The sequence below is a fragment of the Pilimelia terevasa genome, from assembly GCF_014647915.1.
Classification (GTDB): Bacteria; Actinomycetota; Actinomycetes; order Mycobacteriales; family Micromonosporaceae; genus Pilimelia; species Pilimelia terevasa.
This window is the reverse complement of sequence record NZ_BMQC01000003.1, coordinates 220,868-237,948: the sequence shown is the minus strand read 5'-3', so window position 1 is coordinate 237,948 and position 17,081 is coordinate 220,868. Positions and strand designations below refer to the sequence as shown.

Here is a 17,081-nt window from a genome sequence, read left to right as displayed (position 1 = left end):
CACCGGGGAAGACTGGCGGAGTGACAGCGGTGAAGGCGTTCCTGCGGCTGGTGGCCATCGAGCACTCGGTGTTCGCGCTGCCGTTCGCGTACCTGGCGGCCCTGACCGCCATGCGGCCCGGCGTGCGCTGGGGGGTGTTGGTGCTGGTCACGGCGGCGATGGTGGGCGGGCGTACGTTCGCCATGGCGGCGAACCGGATCATCGACCGGCACGTGGACGCCCGCAACCCGCGGACCGCCGGCCGAGAGCTGGTGACCGGGGCGGTCAGCGTCCGCACCGCCTGGACGGGGGCCGCGGTGTCGCTGGCGGTGCTGCTCGGCGCCGCGGCCGCGCTGAACCCGCTGTGCCTGGCGCTGGCGCCGCTGGCCGTCGCGCCGCTGGTCGTCTACCCGTACGGCAAGCGGTTCACCGACTGGCCGCACGCCATCCTGGCGCTGGCGCAGTTCGTGGCGCCGGTCGGCGCGTGGCTGGCGGTCACCGGCACGTTCGCGGGCACCGGCCCGGCGTGGGTGCTGGGGGCGGCCGTCGGGCTGTGGATCGGCGGCTTCGACCTGATCTACGCCTGCCAGGACGCCGAGGTCGACCGCCGGATCGGGGTCCGCAGCGTCCCGGCCCGGTACGGCGTGCCGTTCGCGCTGCGCGCCTCCGCCGCGGTCCACGTGCTGACCTTCGGGCTGTTCGTCTGGTTCGGGGCGCTGGCCGGTCTCGGCCGGGTCTGGTGGATCGGGCTGGTCCTGGCGGCGGGCGCGTTCGTGTACCAGCACGTCGTCGTCACGCCCGCGGACCTGTCCCGGGTCAACCGCGCCTTCTTCACCGCCAATGGTTTTGTCGGTATCGCCCTGTTTTTGTGCGCCCTGTTGGACATGCTGATCCGGCGCTGACTCAGCGCGCTCAGGAGCCCGACAGCCGCGCCGATCCCTCCCTCGCTGCGACGGACGAGGGCGGGGGACCGATGACTGCGGTACGGATCTGCGGGGTCGTCGGCACGGCCGTTCTCGCCGTACTGGCCGCCGCGCCGCCGGCCGCGGCGGCGGCCGCCGAGGTCACCGCCCGCGGGCCGCTGCAGGTCACCGTCGGCGACGCGTTCGACGGCGGCCACGCACGGGAGCAGGCCACCGTGCGGATCGACGGCGCGGACGTGCCGGTACCCCGGTCGGCGGTCGCGGGCGTGCCCGGCCGCAGCCTCGTGGAGGTCACGGTCCGCACCGGCGGCGGGCGGACCGGCGCGGCGCTGGCCGGGGCGCTCGCCGCCGGTGCGGCGCGGGTCACCGGCGTCCGGGTCGTGCGGGCCGCCGCCGCGGCGGCGGCCCCCGGCGCCCACCAGATCACCCTCGTGCCGATGTACTGGGCGACCGCCGCGGTCCCGGCCGGCGAGCCGACGTCCGCGGAGCTGGCGGCCGCGGTCGGCGACGTCGATGCCTACTACGACGAGGTCACCGACGGGGCCCTGCGGGTCAACGCGTACCGCACCCTGCCCTGGACGAAGATCACCATGCCGGACGGCGCCACCTGCAACACCCAGACCGGCCGCGCCCAGACCGAGGCGCTGCGGCTGGCCGGCACGATGACGCAGAGCCCGGCGCACCACCTCGTGGCGTACTTCCCGCCCGCGGCCGGGTGCGGGTGGGCCGGCCTGGCCACCGTCGGCGCCGGCTGGGGCTCGTACGGGATGATCTGGCTGAACAGCTACGCCGACGTCCGGGTCTTCGCCCACGAACTGGGCCACAACCTCGGTCTGCACCACTCCGGCGGGCTGCGCTGCACCGCCGGGGGCCTACCCGTCACGCAGTCGGACTCGTGCACCGTCGCCGCCTACGACGACCCGTGGGACATCATGGGCAGCTCGCCGTACGGCCGGGTCGGCCACCTGTCCACGGCCCGGCTCGCCCAGCTCGGCGTGCTGCCGCCGGCCGCGCAGGAGTACGTGACGGCCGGCGCGCAGGTGCGGCTGGCGCCGGTCGGCGCCGCGACGGGCGTCCGCCACGTGGTCGTGCCGGTCGGCGACCTGACCTACCACCTGGAGTACCGCACCCCGACCGGCCTCGACGACTGGACCGACGACCGCCAGTACCTGGGCGGGGGCGGCGGCCACGGCGCGGCGTACCCCGGCGGCGGGCTGGTGGTGCGCCGGACCGACGCCGCGCTGCCCAGCCCGGAGGACGAGATGTACGCCGTCCTCGACTTCCACCCGCTGTGGAGCGCCGACGTGCGCGGACTGGGCGCCGGGGAGTTCTGGGTGTCCGCCGACGGCGCCGTCGGCTTCCGCGTCGACGCCGCCGACCCCACGGGCGCGACCATCTCCGTGCTCCGTCCGCAGGACGTGAGCGCGCCGACCGCCACCGTCCTCCACCCGAGCGCGAACGCGCAGCTCAGCAGCGACTTCACCGTCTCCTGGGCCGCCTCGGACGCCGGCTCGGGCATCGCCCGGGTGGCCGTCGAGATCGACGGGGTGGCCGCCGCGGCGGTCGTGCGCAGCGGCGCGGCGATCGCCTCGTCCCTCGACCTTGTCGACGTCGCCCACGGCGCCCACACCCTGCGGCTGCGGGTCCGCGACGGCGCCGGCAACGAGACCCTCGGCGCGGCGGTGCCGATCGTGGTGGACAGCACCCCGCCGACACTCACGCCCGCACCCCTGCCGGGCCTGGCCCGCGGCCCGGTGACGACCACCGCGGTACCGGTCGCGGTCGGCTGGGGGGTCACCGACAGCGGCGGCATCTGCCAGCAGACCCTGACCCGGATCCCCGGCGTCAGCTCGTGGCCGGCCACGACCGCGCGGTCGGTCGGCGGCACCGTGCGGCCCGGCGAGGCGACCCGCTGGTCGCTGGCCGCGTACGACTGCCGCTGGAACGTCAACGTCGTCGCCGGCCCCGCCGCGACCGCGACGCTGGACGCCCAGCACACCCGCGACAGCCGGTACTCCCGGGGCTGGACCACGGCGGCCGGCTCCGGCTACGTCGGCGGGGGCGAGCAGCTCAGCCGCACGGTCGGCGCGGCGTTCAGCTACCCGGTCAGCACCCGCTCGGTGGGCTGGGTCGCGGCGAAGGGGCCGACCCGCGGCAGAGCGGCCGTCTACGTCGACGGCGTGAAGGCCGCGACGGTGGACCTGTACGCGGCCCGCCTCACCCCGCGCCAGCAGGTCTTCGTCCACACCTGGCCGGCCGCCGGCAGGCACACCGTCCGCATCGTCAACGTCTCCCCGGCCGGCCGCCCGCTGGTGGGCGTGGACGCCGTCGCGCGCCTGTCCTGAGCCGCGCCCGCGGCGGGTGCGAGGATGGGCGGGTGGATCAACGGCGGCCGTGGGTGGTCGGCGTCTCCGGGGCCTCCGGGACGCCGTACGCCGCCGCGGTGCTGCGCGGCCTGCTCGACGCGGGCGCGCCCGTGGACCTGGTGGTCTCGCGGGCGGCGCGCCTGACGATCCTCGACGAGACCGGTGCCGCCTTCCGCGACGCCCACTGGGCCGGGGACCTGGCCGCGTGGCTGGGCCGGCCGGCGGGCGGCGACCTGCGGTACTGGCCGGCGGGCGACCTGGCGGCCGGCCCGAGCAGCGGTTCGTACCCGGCCCGCGGGATGATCGTCGTACCGGCGAGCACCGCCGCCTGCGCGGGCATCGCCATCGGGCTGTCCAAGGACCTGCTCCAGCGCGCGGCGGAGGTCAACCTCAAGGAGCGGCGCCCGGTGGTCGTGGTACCGCGCGAGACGCCGGTGACGCGGGGGCACCTGGAGCACCTGATCACCCTGCACGACGCGGGCGCGGTGGTGCTGCCGGCCAGCCCCGGCTTCTACGGCGCGGGTGCGCAGGCCACGGCGGCGCAGCTCGTCGACTTCGTGGCGGGGAAGGTGCTCGACGCGGCCGGCGTCCCGCACGACCTGTTCCGGCGCTGGTCCGGCACGCTGGGTGCGGCACGGGACTAGCGGCCGGACACCGCGTCCGTGCGGGGGGCGTGTGGGTCGGCAGAGTGCTCAGTAGGTGCTGTTGGCGCTGAAGTCGCCGTCCAGCGCGTCGAAGTCGGCCTCGCCCTCCAGGAGCGCGCGCACCTCGGATTCCCGGAACCGGCGGTGTCCGCCCGGTGTGCGGATGCTGCCGATCCTGCCGGCGGCCGCCCACCGCGTCACCGTCTTCGGGTCGACGCGGAACAACGCGGCCACTTCGCCAGGCGTCAGCAGACGATCTCCCGTGTCCACGGTCCCCTCCTCGCGTCGATGAGGTCTGCTCAGGTGAGTTACGCCCGTTCGGGTGATGACACGGGCCGTCCATAGGGATGTACGCCCATTAGAGCACCGGGATTAGGCAATGTCCGACAAACGAGGAAAACGACTATCTTGTACTATCGATGTGTAAGATTTGCGAGCATTATTCGGCTATGTATCGGCGACGGGTCCGCCGCGCCCGCCCGCTAGGGTCTCGTCCGTGGACGCCATCGACCGGACGCTCATCGAGCTCCTCCGCGACAACGCCCGGCTCTCCTACGCCGAACTCGCCCGCCAGGTCGGCCTCTCGCCGCCCTCGGTCCACGACCGCCTCGGCAAGCTGGAGTCCACCGGCGTCATCAAGGCGTACCGCGCGGACGTCGACCCCGAGGCGATCGGCCTGGGCGTCACCGCCATGATCATGATTGTCCAGGAGCCGGGGCACGAGATCGAGGACATGACGATCCGGTTCCGCCAGCAGCCCGAGATCGAGTCCTGCTACTTCATGGCTGGGCACGAGAGCTTCCTGCTCATCGCACGACTGGGCACGATCGCCGAGCTGGAGCAGTTGATCGGCCGGATCAACCGGGTGCCGGGGGTCGCCTCGACCCGCACGACGATCGCGCTGTCCACGAAGTGGGAGCAGCGCCCCCAGCCGCACCGCAAGCCGCCGGCCGCCGCCACTCCCGGCTGAGGCCCGCGGCTGCGGCTGCGGCTGCGGGGTGCGCTCAGGCGGCGTACTGGCTGCGGCGGCGCGCCGGCAGGTCCGTGCGGGCGCCCGTGATGTCGACCAGCGCCTGGTCGCCCGGGCGGACCTTCGTCTCGGTCGGCGCCACGCCCGCCGTCGACAGCATCTTCATGGTCTGGTGGCGCTGCTTGGGCAGGACCAGCGTCGCCACGGCCCCCGACTCGCCCGCCCGCGCGGTGCGGCCCGCCCGGTGCAGGTAGTCCTTGGAGTCCCGCGGCGGGTCCACGTGCAGGACCAGGGAGACGCCGTCGACGTGGATGCCGCGGGCGGCGACGTCGGTGGCCACCAGCACGCTCGTGCGGCCCTCCCGGAACTCGGCGAGCGTCCGGGTGCGGACCCGCTGGGTCTTGCCGCCGTGCAGCGCGCCGGCCGAGACGCCGACCTCGCCGAGCTGCTCCACCAGCCGGTCGACGCCGGCCTGGGTGCGCGCGAACAGGATCGTCCGCCCGGGCCGGGCCGCGATCGACGCGGTGATCGTGAACTTCTCCCGGGGCGGGATCACGAGCACGTGGTGGTCCATGGTGTCGACGGCCGCGGTGGACGGGTCCACCGAATGCGTCACCGGGTCGACGAGGAAGCGGTTGACGAGGGCGTCCACGTCCTTGTCCAGCGTCGCCGAGAACAGCAGCCGCTGGCCGACCGCCGGGGTCTTCTCCAGCAGCGCCGTCACCTCGGGCAGGAAGCCCATGTCGGCCATCTGGTCTGCCTCGTCCAGGACGGTGACCTCGATCCGGTCGAGGTGGCAGGCGCCGCGCTCGACCAGGTCGCCGAGGCGGCCGGGCGTGGCGACCATCAGGTGTACGCCGTGCTCCAGCGCCTCAAGCTGCCGGTCGTAGGGCACCCCGCCGATGGCCGTGCTCAGGTAGACCCCGAGCTGCCGGGCCAGCGGCCGCAGCGCGTCGGCGACCTGGAAGGCCAGCTCGCGGGTCGGTACGAGGACCAGGCCGAACGGCCGGTTCGGCAGCGAGCGCCCGAACCTCGCCATGCGCGCCAGCAGCGGCAGCCCGAAGGCCATCGTCTTGCCGGAGCCGGTCTGCCCGCGGCCGAGCACGTCGCGGCCGACGAGCGCGTCGGGGATGGTCGCCGCCTGGATCGGGAAGGGCGTGTCGATGCCCTCCGCGGCCAGCGCGCGGACCAGGCGGGCGGGCAGGCCCAGGGCGGCGAAGTCGGCCGGGACCTCGGCGGGGGCGCGGGTGGCCGCGTCACCGCACTGGGTCTCGGTCGGCTCCAGGAGAGTAGGGAACGCGCGGGCGGCAGCGAACGACGACAAGGGAACCTCTCGGAGGTGGGCGCGCCCGGCGCTGGTCGGCGGCAGCCGCCGCGAGCGGGGCGCGGGCAGCCGCCTCCCGGTCGGCGGCCCGCGCGCCGCGGCGCCGGGTGGGCGACCGTGGCGCGGCCACCAGAGACGGTTCCGCACACGAACAACCTGTCGAGTGTACGGGCCGAACCCGCCGTCCGCCTAACCGTTGATCACGGCGTGCACCAGGGCCGACACCTGGCTGCCGGCCACCAGGCCGACAATCAGCCCAACGACGATCATCGCGCCCAGCATGGAGAGGCCCACGACGACGACCTTGCGGGTCTCCTTCTCCGGCGTCGGCAGGTCGAGCTGGCCGTGGGCGAGGATGTGGCCGGTCAGCGAGCCGGTGTTCTCCACCGCGGGGTTGCCGAAGACCGGCAGGCGCGGGTTCACGCCGGTACTGCCGCCGTACATCGTGCCGCGGCCGCGCGGGCGCGGCGGCGGGGGCGGTCCCATCGTGGGCAGCGGCGGCGGGAACGGCGGCGCCGGCATCGGGCCGGGACCCGGCGGCACCGGCGCGGGGCCGGGCGGGATCGGCGAGGGCGGGGGCGCCGGGATCGGCGAGGGCGGCGGCGCCGGGATCGGACCGGGCGGTGGCGCCGGTACCGGCCGGGGAGTCGGCGCGGGACCCGGCGGCACCGGCTTCGGCGGGGTCGGCGACGGGGCCGGGCCGGGATCGGGGACGGGCTCCGGGTGCACCGGCTCGGGCCGCTCGGGCCGCTCGGGCGGCCCGGTGGGCTCTGGCTCGGCGGGCGTCGGCGGCTGCGCCGGCTCGGGCGGTCCGACGGGCTTGCGGGGTTCGGCGGGCTTGCGCGGTTCCGCCGGCTTGCGTGGTTCGGCGGGCTTGGGTGGTTCGGCGGGCTTGGGGGGTACTACAGCCCTGGGCGGTTCCGCGGGCTCGGCCGCGGCCGTGGCCCGGCCCGGCGCGGCCTTCCCGGCCGCCTTGCGCTTTCCGGCGGCGCGGCGCGCCGCGGCGGCCGGTGGCGGCGCGGCGGCCGGGGCCGGCGCGGGAGACCCGGCGGACTGACGGGGCGCGCCCGCCTTGCGGGACCGGGCGGCCTTGCCGGACTTGGCGGTCTTGCGGGTGTCCGTGGCGCCGCCTGCCTCGGCGGCCCGGCCGCGGGGCGCGTCGGTCCCCGGCCGGACCGGGTCCGTCGGGTGTGGCGGGACCTTCGACGCGGGCGGCGTGGCGAGGGTCGTCGCGCCCCCCTGCCCGGTGCCGTCCTGCTGCTCCATGCGCCCTCCCAAGGCCGCCGGCCATCCGGCGTGGACCGCCGGGTGTCTGGTCATTCTTACCGTGTCACGCCGACCGGCCGGCGTGACGGGTCAAGGCCGGATATTCGCTCCTGCGGACCCCGGGGCGGCCGGCGTGCCGCCTCCTCCGGCGTGCGGAACGGGCGTCCGGCTCCCGACCGGTGTCGGCGTGCCGCCCGGGTTGGTGCCGCCACCGGGACTACCGGGGTTGCCGCCCCCGGGGTTACCGGTGCCGCCCCCCGGTTTGTCGCCGCCCGGCTTGCCGGGGCCGCCCCCGCCGGGTTTGTCGCCGTCCGGCGACGGGGTGGGCTTGGCCGTCGGCGCGGCGGTGGGCGGCCTGGGCTTCCACGGCCGGGGCCGCCCGGCGGCGGCGGTCGGCACCCCGGCGAAGATCCGCGTCGCGGCGAAGAACGAGGACCACGACACGGGCGCGACCGACACCTGCTGACCCGGCTGCGGAGCGTGGATCATGAGGCCGCCGCCGAGGTACAGGGCGACGTGGTGGATCGCCGCCGGATCGGTCGTCAGGTTGAAGAACAGCAGGTCGCCGGGGAGCAGGGCCATGGGGTCGGCGCGCTTGCCGGCCGTGGCGGCGTACTGCTGGGCGGCCACCCGGGGCAGGCCGTAGCCGGCGGCGCGGTACGCCATCATGATCAGCCCCGAGCAGTCGAAGGTGTCGGGTCCCTCGCTGTTGAGCAGGTACGGCTTGCCGAGCTGCCGGCGCGCGTACGCCAGCGCCACCCGCGCCTGCCGGTGGGCCACCAGGCCGCGCGCGTCCCGGTGCCGGTCCCGGCCGATGACCTCGTTGCGGCGCGCGCGTTCCCGTTCGACCGGGACGAGCTGGCGCGCGTGGGTGCGGCGCAGCGCCGCCAGGGCGGCTCCGGCGCGCGCGAGGCCGGCGGTCAGCGCCCGGTGGCGCCCGGTCGCGTCCCGCAGGCGGGTGCGGGCGCCGGTGAGCGCGGCCTCGGCCGCCGCCGCGGTGCGCACCGTCCGGGCGAGCTGGCCGCTGGCGGCGAGCGACTCCGGCGCCTGGCCGCGCGGTCCACTCAGGGCGGTCACCCGGGCCAGGTCGGAGCCGAGGATGCGGGAGGGCAGGCCGGCGGCGCTGCGGTACGCCTCGTAGGCGGCGAGCTGGCCCGTGCGGCGGGCCTCCTCGCGGGCGTGCCGCGCCTCGCGGACGGTGGTGGTGAGGGTGGCCACCTCCTGGGCCGCCTGGTCCCGGTCGACGGCGGCCTGGGTGAGCTGCTGGCCGTAGCGCTGCACCGCGGCCTCGGCCGCCGCCAGCCTGCCGGCCAGCGCGCCGAGCGCGCCCGGCGCGCTGGTTCCGGCGCCGATACCGCCGGCGGCGGGGCCCAGCGGCGCGGCGGCGACCGGCCGGCTCCCGGTGTCGGGGATGCGGTCCGGCGGGGTGACCGGCGCGGCGGCGGCCGGCGCGGCGAGCAGGACGCCGACGAGCGCGACCGCGCCGACCAGCTCCGGCCAGTTGCGCGGCCCCAGTCGCCGTGCCGCCCTCGGCGTACCCACTGCGCGTCTCCCTCCGTGGAGCGTCCGGCACCGCTGCGCTGTGACCGCTGGGGCCACGCCGTCGCGTGCCGGTTTCCTGTCCGCCTGTACCCCGTGTCGCGCCGCCGTCCACGCGGGCGCCGCCGAACGGCGGATTTGTGCACCAGCGTCCCAGGCCGCCCGGTCTCCCGGGCTCACCCGCGGCGGACGGTGCCCGAGCAGGCAGACCCGTGTCGGATATTGACACTATGGGGAAAAAGCAGGTCCCCCGTCCACAGCCGACGCCTCTTTGTCCGGAATCCACAGGCATTTTCCGGCCCCGAACGGCGCAGCGGCCCGCCCGGGACGGCGCGGCGGCCCCGTCGTACCCGGGACGTAGGCTCGTACCCGGCGGTCCCGGCGACCGCTCCGCCGGGCCGCCCGCCCCGCGGCAGGGACGGACCCCGGAGGCGACCGATGACGGCCACGACCGCGCGCAGCACCGGCATCGACCCCGGCCGGCGGCGGGAGATCGAGGCGAAGGTGTACGCCGGGGAGCGCCTCGACCGCGCCGACGGCGAGGCCCTCTACGCCTCCGACGACCTGGCCTGGCTCGGCCGCCTCGCCCACCACAAGCGGGTGGCCGACAACGGCGAGCGGGTGGTGTTCAACGTCAACCGCCACCTGAACCTCACCAACGTCTGCGCGGCGAGCTGCGCCTACTGCTCCTTCCAGCGCAAGCCGGGGGAGAAGGACGCGTACACCATGCGCATCGCGCAGGCCGTCGAGAAGGCCCGCGAGATGGAGGGCGAGGGCCTGACCGAGCTGCACATCGTCAACGGCCTGCACCCCACCCTGCCGTGGCGGTACTACCCGAAGGTGCTGCGGGAGCTGAAGGCCGTCCTGCCGGACGTGACCCTCAAGGCGTTCACCGCCACCGAGGTCCAGTGGTTCGAGAAGATCAGCGGCCTGTCGGCGGACGAGATCCTCGACGAGTTGATCGACGCCGGCCTCGGCTCGCTCACCGGCGGCGGCGCCGAGATCTTCGACTGGGAGGTCCGGCAGCACATCGTCGACCACGCCTGCCACTGGGAGGACTGGTCCCGGATCCACCGGCTGGCGCACGGCAAGGGCCTGCGCACCCCCGCGACCATGCTGTACGGGCACATCGAGGAGCCGCGGCACCGCGTCGACCACGTCATGCGCCTGCGCGAGCTGCAGGACGAGACCGGGGGCTTCGTCACCTTCATCCCGCTGCGGTACCAGCACGACTTCCACGACGCCCGCGACGGCAAGGTCCGCAACCGGATCCAGGCCCGCACGACGATGGCCTCGCCGGCCGAGTCGCTGAAGACGTTCGCCGTCTCCCGGCTGATGTTCGACAACGTGCCGCACGTCAAGTGCTTCTGGGTCATGCACGGCCTGTCGGTGGCCCAGCTCTCGCTGAACTTCGGCGTCGACGACCTGGACGGCTCGGTGGTGGAGTACAAGATCACGCACGACGCGGACGAGTACGGCACCCCGGCGACCATGCACCGCGACGACCTGCTGACCCTCATCTGGGACGCCGGCTTCCAGCCGGTCGAGCGCAACACCCGCTACGAGGTGGTCCGGGAGTACGACCGACCGGTACCGCTGGCGCAGCGCCGGGCCGAGCCGCAGCAGGTGTGGGAGTGACCGAGTCCTTCCCGCGGCGCGACGCCCACCGGCGGATCGTCGCGCTGACCGACCTGTTGGGGATGCAGCTCGCCGGGGTCGTCGCCGGGGCGGCCGCGCTGGCGCTGTTCGATGGGCTGTTCGCCGTGGCCGGGCTGGGCGAGTTCGGGCGGGTCAACGGCTGGTTGGCGGTGATCCTGCCGGTGATGCTGGCGGTCGAGGAGTTCCGCGCGTGGTACGGCTGGGGTCGGGTGTGGGCCGCCGCGGGGGCGGTGGTCGCCGCCGGCGCCGCGGGGCTGCTCGCCGCCGGCCTGGTCGCCTGGCCGCCGCTGGCCGGCGGGGTGCTGGGCGCGACGGTCACGACGGCGCTGTTCGCGCCGCTGTGGTTCTACGGCGTGCGGGCCGCGAGCGCCCGCGCAGAACGGAGCGCGGATCGATGAAGGCCCCCGTCACGTACACGCTGGCCCGCCTCGGCCTGCTCGTCGCGGTCACCGCGGCGCTGCTGCCGCTGGGGCTGAACCTGTTCGTCACGCTGCTGATCGCGGTCGCGGTCTCGGCGGTCCTGTCGTACTTCCTGCTCCGCAGGCTGCGCGACCGCGTGGCCGCCGACCTGGCCGCGGGCGTCGAGCGGCGGCGGGCGCAGAAGGCGCAGTTGCGCGCGGCGCTCGCGGGCGAGGACGAGCCGGCACGGCCGCGGACCTGATCAGGACGGGTGTCGCGGGCCGTTGGCAATCTAGCGACGCACATCTATATTGAGGCTCCTAGACTCAGGGAGTGAGTTCGCTCACAGTGCCGCCCTGACCACCCCAGGAGGTACCACCTCATGCCCACGCCCGCCCGTACCTGGCGTCGCGCCGGTCTCGCGCTGACGCTCGCCCTCGGCGGTCTGGCGGCCGGCGTCGCACCGGTCTCCGCCGGACCGGTCCACGTCCCCCGCTCCGCGCAGTCCTACGTCGTCGGCGGCGCGCAGACCCTCGCCGACCGCGACGCCGTCGCCGCCACCGGCGCCGCGATCGACTCCATCGAGCACGGCCAGATCTACGTCTCCGCCACGCTGACCGAGGCGGCCGCCATCCGGCGCCTCGGCCTGGCCGTCAGCCCGGTCGCCCCGCCCGCCGAGCAGGGCCTGGACGCGCTCCTGGCCGGCTTCCCGGCGAACATGCAGAAGTACCACGACTACGACGAGATGACGAAGGAGATCAACGACCTCGTCGCCGCGCACCCGCAGATCGCCGCCAAGTCCAGCATCGGCAAGTCGCACGAGGGCCGGGACCTACCGCTGATCAAGATCTCGGACAAGGTCGCCGACGACGAGGCCGAGCCGGAGGTGCTGATCACCTCGCACCACCACGCGCGCGAGCACCTGACCGTCGAGATGGCGCTGTACCTGATGCACCTGCTCGTCGACAACTACGGCAAGGACGAGCGGGTCACCCGGATCGTCGACTCCCGCGAGATCTGGGTCGTCCCGAACATCAACCCCGACGGCGGCGCCCACGACATCGCCGGCTCCCGCCTCGCGATGTGGCGCAAGACGCGCCAGCCGAACAGCGACAAGACGTACGGCATCGACCCCAACCGCAACTACGGCTACAAGTGGGGCTGCTGCAACGGCTCGTCCGGCACCCCCAGCTCGGACACGTACCGCGGTACCGCCGCGTTCTCCTCCACCGAGGTCAGCCGGGTCCGCGACTTCGTCAACAGCCGGGTGGTCGGCGGCAAGCAGCAGATCAAGGCGAACCTCGACTGGCACTCGTACAGCGAGCTGATCCTCTGGCCCTACGGGTACACGAACAAGGCCGTCGAGCCGGGGCTCACCCAGGACGACGCCAGCACGTTCCAGACCTGGGGCAAGAAGATGGCCGAGAGCAACGGCTACACGCCGAAGCAGGCCTCGGGGCTGTACATCACCGACGGGTCGAGCCTGGACTGGCTGTGGGCCGAGCACAAGATCTTCGGCTACACCTTCGAGATGTACCCCAAGGGCGCCAGCCCCGGCTTCTACCCGCCGGACACCGTGATCGAGAAGGAGACGACGCGGAACAAGGAGGCGTCGCTGTTCTTCATGGAGACCGCGGACTGCCCGTACAAGCTGATCGGCAAGCAGGACCAGTACTGCAAGTGACGCCCGCGACGCGGCGGCGGCCGGTGGACGGCGCCGCCGCCGCGTGCGGTCGGTCGGGCGACCCGGCTCAGGCCGGCGGCTGGTCCATGTGGACGACGGCGAACGCGCCGCCCTGCGGGTCGGCCAGGATCGCGAACCGGCCGCCCGGGAAGTCGGTGCCCGGCACGATCACGGAGGCGCCCACCGCGGTGGCCCGCGCCGCGGTGCCGTCCACGTCCCGGGCGGCGAAGTGCACCAGCCAGTGCGGCGGCGCGGCCGGCCCGCCCTGCTGGTCCATGAGGCCGGCGACGGAGGTGTCGGCCGCCTTGAACTCGACGTAGGTGCCGTCGGGCTGGGCGTGCTCGTGCGCGGTCCAGCCGAAGACGTCCCGGTAGAACGTCCTCGCGCCGGCCGGGTCGGTGGTGGTCAGCTCGGTCCAGCAGTAGGCGCCCTCGGACTCCGCCAGCTCGAAGCCCCGGTGCTCCGCCGGCTGCCAGACGCCGAACACGGCGCCCGCCGGGTCGCCGTAGAAGGCCATCCGGCCGTGGGGCGCGACATCCATCGGCGCCATGATGACAGTGCCGCCCGCGGCCTCGACCCGCTTGGAGACGGCGTCGGCGTCGTCGGTGCCGATGTACGTCGACCAGGCGACCGGCTGGTCCTCCTGCTCGATCTGCATGGCGCCGGCCACCCGCTTGCCGTCCTTGCGGAACGTCGTGTAGCCCATCACCGGGTCGGTCTCGGCCTCCCAGCCGAACACCTGGCCGTAGAAGCGGGTGGCCGCCTCGATGTCCGAGGTGCCCAGGTCGGTCCAGATCGGCTTCGTGGGGGTACTGCTCATCGGTGGTGACTCCTGTCCCGTGTCGGTGCCGGCGTCCGCGCCTGCTGCTCGGCGCGTGCCGGCCGGTGGGCGTGCGTCGTCTCGGTACGTGCGTTACTTCGGTGGCGCGGGTCGTGTGGTGGCGCGGGTCGTGTGGTGGCGCGGGTCGTCGTCTGGACCCTTCCGCATCGTGGCATCCTCCTGTGACACCCGTCCCCGGATCCGCCCCGCGTCAGCCCGCGCCGACGTCCGTCTCGCCCGCCCGCGTCGCCCCGGCCGTCGCCGACATGACCTGGGGAAGTGCCCCGAGTGGGGCCCCGCGCTCATCCCCGCAGGGCCGCGGGCAGGGGTGTCGTGTGCAGGACGGACAGGCGGGACACGGCGCGGGTGAGCACGACGTAGAGGCGGTGCAGGCCGCGGGGCTCCGCGGCGACGATGGCGGCGGGCTCGGCGACGATCACGTGGTCGTACTCCAGCCCCTTGGCGACCGTGGCCGGGACCACCGCCAGCGGCCCGTCGGCCGCGCCGGCCGCGACGCTCTCCCCGGCGTCGGCCAGCGCCGCCCGCAGCGCGGCGACGAGGGTGTCCGGGGCGATCACCCCGATCGACCCCGGCTGCCGGCCCGCGCGCCGGACCTCGGCGACGACCGCGGCGGCCAGGTCCTCGACGGCCGTGATCGTCAGCTCGCCGTCGCGGCGCAGCGACACCCCCGCCGGTACGTCGACGTCCAGGGCGGGCAGAAGGCGGTTGGCGAGCGCGACCACCACCTCGGGCACCCGGAAGCCGGTGGTCAGCGGTACCACCCGGGCGCCGGGCCTGCCGAGGTGCGCCATCGTGTCGGCCCAGGTGCGGGCGGCCCACGGCGTGGTGCCCTGGGCGAGGTCGCCGAGGACGGTGACCGAGCCGTGCGGGGTGCGCCGGGCGATCGCCCGGCACTGCATCGGGGAGAGGTCCTGCGCCTCGTCGAGGATGACGTGGCCGAGCGTGGGCGGGCGCGTGACCAGGCCGGCGACCTCGTCCAGCAGGACGGCGTCGGCGCTGCTCCAGCGGGCGGACTTCGGCGTCCGCGGCGGCTTCGACCAGGTGAGGGCCGCCTGCTCCGACCCGGTCAGGATCCCGTCAGCGGCCGCCGCGAGAGCCGCCGGGTCGGACAGGAGCCGGTGCAGCACGGCCTCCGGGGTCAGCGGCGGCCAGCAGTGGTCCAGGAACGCGGTGACCGGCGCGGTCCGGCCCATCCGGCGCTGCCACGGCTCGCCCGGCGACTCGCCGCTGCGGGACTCGGCCTGCCGCTGCAGGAGCGCCACCACTCGGGCGCGGACCCGCTCGCGGCCCAGGGCGTACGGCAGGTCCTCGCGGCGGACCTCGGCGACGACGCGGGCCAGGACGCCCTCGTCGACGCGCCAGCGGTAGGCGCCGTCGGAGACCTGGATCGGCCCCGCGGGCGGGGCCACGCCCGCCCACACGGCCCGGCGCAGGACCTGCGCCATCCGCGCGTCGTGCTTGATCACCTGCACCTCGGCGGGGTCGGTGCCGCGGACCGGTACGCGGGTGAGGAGGTCGTCGGCGGTCGCCTGGGTGACCTCCAGTTCGCCCAGCGCGGGCAGGACGGCCGCGATGTAGCCGAGGAACGCGTCGTTCGGCCCGACGATCAGGACACCCGCGCGGCGCAGGCGCTCGCGGTGGGCGTACAGCAGGTACGCGGCCCGGTGCAGGCCGACGGCGGTCTTGCCGGTGCCCGGCGCGCCCTGGACGCAGATGCTGGTCTCCAGCGGGGCGCGGACCAGCTCGTCCTGCTCGGGCTGGATGGTGGCGACGATGTCCCGCATCGGCCCGACCCGCGGCCGCTCGATCTCCTCGGTCAACAGCCGACTGGCGGTGCCCAGCTCCTCACCGCGGTCCAGCCGCTCGTCCTCGAACCCGGTCAACTCCCCCTCGTGGAAACCAAACCGCCGACGCACGGTGACACCCTGCCGCTCGGCGGCGCTGGCCCGGTAGAAGGCGCGGGACAACGGCGCCCGCCAGTCCAGCACCATCGGCTCGCCGGCCTCGTCGCTGACGTGCCGCCGGCCGATGTGGAACCGGCCGGCCACGGTCTCGCCGTGGTCGGTGCCGGCGTCGTCGACCACGGCGGCGCCGTCGAGGTCCAGGCGTCCGAAGAACAGCGGGGTGCGGGGGTCGTCGGCGAGTTCGGCGACGCGCCGGGCCAGGGCGATGCCGAGGGTCTCGGCGGCGAACGGGTCGCCGGCGATGAGGTGGCCGGCGTCGTACATCTGCTCGGCCCGCCCGCGCATGGCGTGCAGGGCGGCGCGGGCGGCGGCGAGGTGGGCGCGCTCGGCAGCCAGTTCGGTATCGAGGTCGGCTGGGCTGGCGGCCGATTCAGTCATGTGGGCGCTCCCGGTCGGTGTGTCCTGACCCGGGCCGCCCGGCCACCTGATGGCGGTACCGGCAGTGCCCGGCGCGGGCGTCCCACGCCCACGCACAGCTGACCAGCCTAGATGCCGCACGCGGGAGCAGGCCACCGATATTCGCAGCCGCGACGGTGCGGATCTGGCGGTCAGCGTGCGGTTCGGCAGGCGTCCTGCGCTGCCTCGGGAAACTGCCGGCCAGGGCTTGACACGTGACCAAATGGTCACCTATTTTGTGGGAGATGGACGATGACCGTGTCTTCAAGGCGCTGGCCGACCGGACGCGGCGTTTCCTGCTGGACCTGCTGTACGCCCGCGACGGCCGCACCCTCACCGAGCTGGAGTCCGAGGTCTCGATGACCAGGTTCGGCGTCGCCAAGCACCTGAAGGTCCTGGAGGAGGCCGACCTGGTCGTCGTGCGGCGGTCCGGGCGGGAGAAGTTGCACTACCTCAACCCGGTACCGATCCGGCTGATCCACGACAGGTGGATCGACAAGTACGCGGCGCCCCGGCTGGCGGCGCTGACCGAGCTGAAACGCGAACTGGAGCAGCGAGATGACCACTGACGTGCAGGTACACCGCATCTACATCAAGGCCGAGGCCGCCCGCATCTGGGAGGCGATCACCTCTCCGGACTGGACGGTCCGGTACGGCTACGGCGGCTACGCCGACTACGCGCTGTCCGCCGGCGGCGCCTACCGGCACCGCGCGGACGAGAAGATGCAGCAGGAGGGCAGGGCCGCCGGCTACGACATCCCCGAGGTGATCGTCGACGGCGAGGTGCTGGAGTGCGACCCGCCCCGCCGCCTGGTCCAGACGTGGCGGATGTTGATGGACCCGGGAACGGCCGCCGAGCCGTACACCACTCTGACGTACGAGATCCAGGAGCAGGGCGACGGCCTGTGCCGGCTCACCCTGACCCACGAGGCCACCGGCGCGCCGGCCACCGCGGCGATGACGCTCGGCGACGGCGACGCCCAGGCGGGCGGCGGCGGCTGGCCGTGGGTGCTCAGCGACCTCAAGTCGCTGCTGGAGACCGGTCACGCGTTCAGCCGCTGACCGCCCGGTCCGGCGCGCCGCGGGCGACGGGGCGACCGACCGCCGCGCCAGGGAAGCCGGCGCGG

16 protein-coding genes are annotated in these 17,081 nt (G+C 74.8%); 10 read left to right on the top strand and 6 right to left on the bottom strand.

All coding sequences use genetic code 11. The features are described from left to right. The first annotated feature begins 20 nt into the window (after positions 1-20). The 3 genes from mqnP (at position 21) to IEY75_RS06240 (ending at position 3,912) form a co-directional block, all read left to right on the top strand. A complete protein-coding gene (gene mqnP, locus IEY75_RS06250; RefSeq protein WP_229789388.1) occupies positions 21-881 on the top strand; it encodes a menaquinone biosynthesis prenyltransferase MqnP in 861 nt (286 codons plus the stop codon). Between the two features lie 71 nt (positions 882-952). Continuing rightward, complete coding sequence (locus tag IEY75_RS06245) at positions 953-3,247, top strand: zinc-dependent metalloprotease family protein (protein WP_189113233.1); 2,295 nt, start codon at positions 953-955, stop codon at positions 3,245-3,247. Positions 3,248-3,279: 32 nt separating this feature from the next. Further along, the gene (locus IEY75_RS06240) at positions 3,280-3,912 is read left to right on the top strand and encodes a UbiX family flavin prenyltransferase (protein ID WP_189113232.1); all 633 of its coding nucleotides are present in this window, start codon (positions 3,280-3,282) and stop codon (positions 3,910-3,912) included. 48 nt (positions 3,913-3,960) lie between these two features. Here the strand turns inward: IEY75_RS06240 and IEY75_RS06235 are convergent, their stop codons facing one another. Continuing rightward, positions 3,961-4,182: a BldC family transcriptional regulator gene (locus IEY75_RS06235; protein WP_189113231.1), complete on the bottom strand. Its 222-nt coding sequence runs from the start codon at positions 4,180-4,182 to the stop codon at positions 3,961-3,963. A gap of 226 nt (positions 4,183-4,408) precedes the next feature. Here IEY75_RS06235 and IEY75_RS06230 point away from each other — a divergent pair, with 226 nt between their 5' ends. Then, complete coding sequence (locus IEY75_RS06230; protein WP_189113230.1) at positions 4,409-4,882, top strand: Lrp/AsnC family transcriptional regulator; 474 nt, start codon at positions 4,409-4,411, stop codon at positions 4,880-4,882. A gap of 34 nt (positions 4,883-4,916) precedes the next feature. Here the strand turns inward: IEY75_RS06230 and IEY75_RS06225 are convergent, their stop codons facing one another. From IEY75_RS06225 to IEY75_RS21245, 3 genes are all read right to left on the bottom strand, one after another. Further along, entirely contained in the window at positions 4,917-6,206 is a 1,290-nt protein-coding gene (locus IEY75_RS06225; protein ID WP_189113229.1) for a DEAD/DEAH box helicase, read from the bottom strand. A 189-nt stretch (positions 6,207-6,395) separates the two neighbouring features. After that, positions 6,396-7,472 (bottom strand): hypothetical protein, encoded by a 1,077-nt coding sequence (locus IEY75_RS06220; RefSeq protein WP_189113228.1) that lies wholly within the window; start codon positions 7,470-7,472, stop codon positions 6,396-6,398. Between the two features lie 90 nt (positions 7,473-7,562). After that, a complete protein-coding gene (locus tag IEY75_RS21245; protein WP_189113227.1) occupies positions 7,563-9,014 on the bottom strand; it encodes a C40 family peptidase in 1,452 nt (483 codons plus the stop codon). Positions 9,015-9,479: 465 nt separating this feature from the next. Here IEY75_RS21245 and mqnE point away from each other — a divergent pair, with 465 nt between their 5' ends. The 4 genes from mqnE to IEY75_RS06195 all read left to right on the top strand — a co-directional run bounded on the left by mqnE (position 9,480) and on the right by IEY75_RS06195 (position 12,753). After that, a complete protein-coding gene (mqnE, locus tag IEY75_RS06210) occupies positions 9,480-10,649 on the top strand; it encodes an aminofutalosine synthase MqnE (RefSeq protein WP_189113396.1) in 1,170 nt (389 codons plus the stop codon). Further along, positions 10,646-11,068, top strand: a complete 423-nt coding sequence (locus tag IEY75_RS06205) for a hypothetical protein (RefSeq protein WP_189113226.1) — start codon at positions 10,646-10,648, stop codon at positions 11,066-11,068. Before mqnE ends, IEY75_RS06205 begins: the two co-directional genes overlap by 4 nt. Next, positions 11,065-11,331 (top strand): DUF4229 domain-containing protein, encoded by a 267-nt coding sequence (locus IEY75_RS06200; protein ID WP_189113225.1) that lies wholly within the window; start codon positions 11,065-11,067, stop codon positions 11,329-11,331. Before IEY75_RS06205 ends, IEY75_RS06200 begins: the two co-directional genes overlap by 4 nt. Positions 11,332-11,451: 120 nt before the next feature. Next, complete coding sequence (locus IEY75_RS06195) at positions 11,452-12,753, top strand: M14 family metallopeptidase (protein WP_189113224.1); 1,302 nt, start codon at positions 11,452-11,454, stop codon at positions 12,751-12,753. Between the two features lie 67 nt (positions 12,754-12,820). Here IEY75_RS06195 and IEY75_RS06190 read toward each other — a convergent pair whose 3' ends face one another. Beyond that, positions 12,821-13,573, bottom strand: coding sequence for a VOC family protein (locus IEY75_RS06190; protein ID WP_189113223.1), 753 nt, complete (start codon positions 13,571-13,573; stop codon positions 12,821-12,823). A gap of 302 nt (positions 13,574-13,875) precedes the next feature. Continuing rightward, entirely contained in the window at positions 13,876-15,936 is a 2,061-nt protein-coding gene (locus IEY75_RS06185) for a HelD family protein (protein ID WP_189113222.1), read from the bottom strand. A 263-nt stretch (positions 15,937-16,199) separates the two neighbouring features. On the opposite strand from IEY75_RS06185, the gene IEY75_RS06180 reads away from it, so the two are divergent. After that, the gene (locus IEY75_RS06180; protein WP_189113221.1) at positions 16,200-16,523 is read left to right on the top strand and encodes an ArsR/SmtB family transcription factor; all 324 of its coding nucleotides are present in this window, start codon (positions 16,200-16,202) and stop codon (positions 16,521-16,523) included. Continuing rightward, on the top strand, positions 16,513-17,016 hold the full coding sequence (locus tag IEY75_RS06175) for an SRPBCC domain-containing protein (protein WP_189113220.1): 504 nt from the start codon (positions 16,513-16,515) through the stop codon (positions 17,014-17,016). Before IEY75_RS06180 ends, IEY75_RS06175 begins: the two co-directional genes overlap by 11 nt. Positions 17,017-17,081 lie beyond the last annotated feature (65 nt).

Excerpts from the sequence above, each read along its gene's own strand:
- IEY75_RS06220 (WP_189113228.1), bottom strand. The coding sequence starts at position 7,472 with ATGGAGCAGCAGGACGGCACCGGGCAGGGGGGCGCGACGACCCTCGCC.
- IEY75_RS06180 (WP_189113221.1), top strand. The coding sequence starts at position 16,200 with ATGGACGATGACCGTGTCTTCAAGGCGCTGGCCGACCGGACGCGGCGT.
- IEY75_RS06245 (WP_189113233.1), top strand. The coding sequence starts at position 953 with ATGACTGCGGTACGGATCTGCGGGGTCGTCGGCACGGCCGTTCTCGCC.
- IEY75_RS06200 (WP_189113225.1), top strand. The coding sequence starts at position 11,065 with ATGAAGGCCCCCGTCACGTACACGCTGGCCCGCCTCGGCCTGCTCGTC.
- IEY75_RS06195 (WP_189113224.1), top strand. The coding sequence starts at position 11,452 with ATGCCCACGCCCGCCCGTACCTGGCGTCGCGCCGGTCTCGCGCTGACG.
- IEY75_RS06190 (WP_189113223.1), bottom strand. The coding sequence starts at position 13,573 with ATGAGCAGTACCCCCACGAAGCCGATCTGGACCGACCTGGGCACCTCG.
- IEY75_RS06175 (WP_189113220.1), top strand. The coding sequence starts at position 16,513 with ATGACCACTGACGTGCAGGTACACCGCATCTACATCAAGGCCGAGGCC.
- IEY75_RS06185 (WP_189113222.1), bottom strand. The coding sequence starts at position 15,936 with ATGACTGAATCGGCCGCCAGCCCAGCCGACCTCGATACCGAACTGGCT.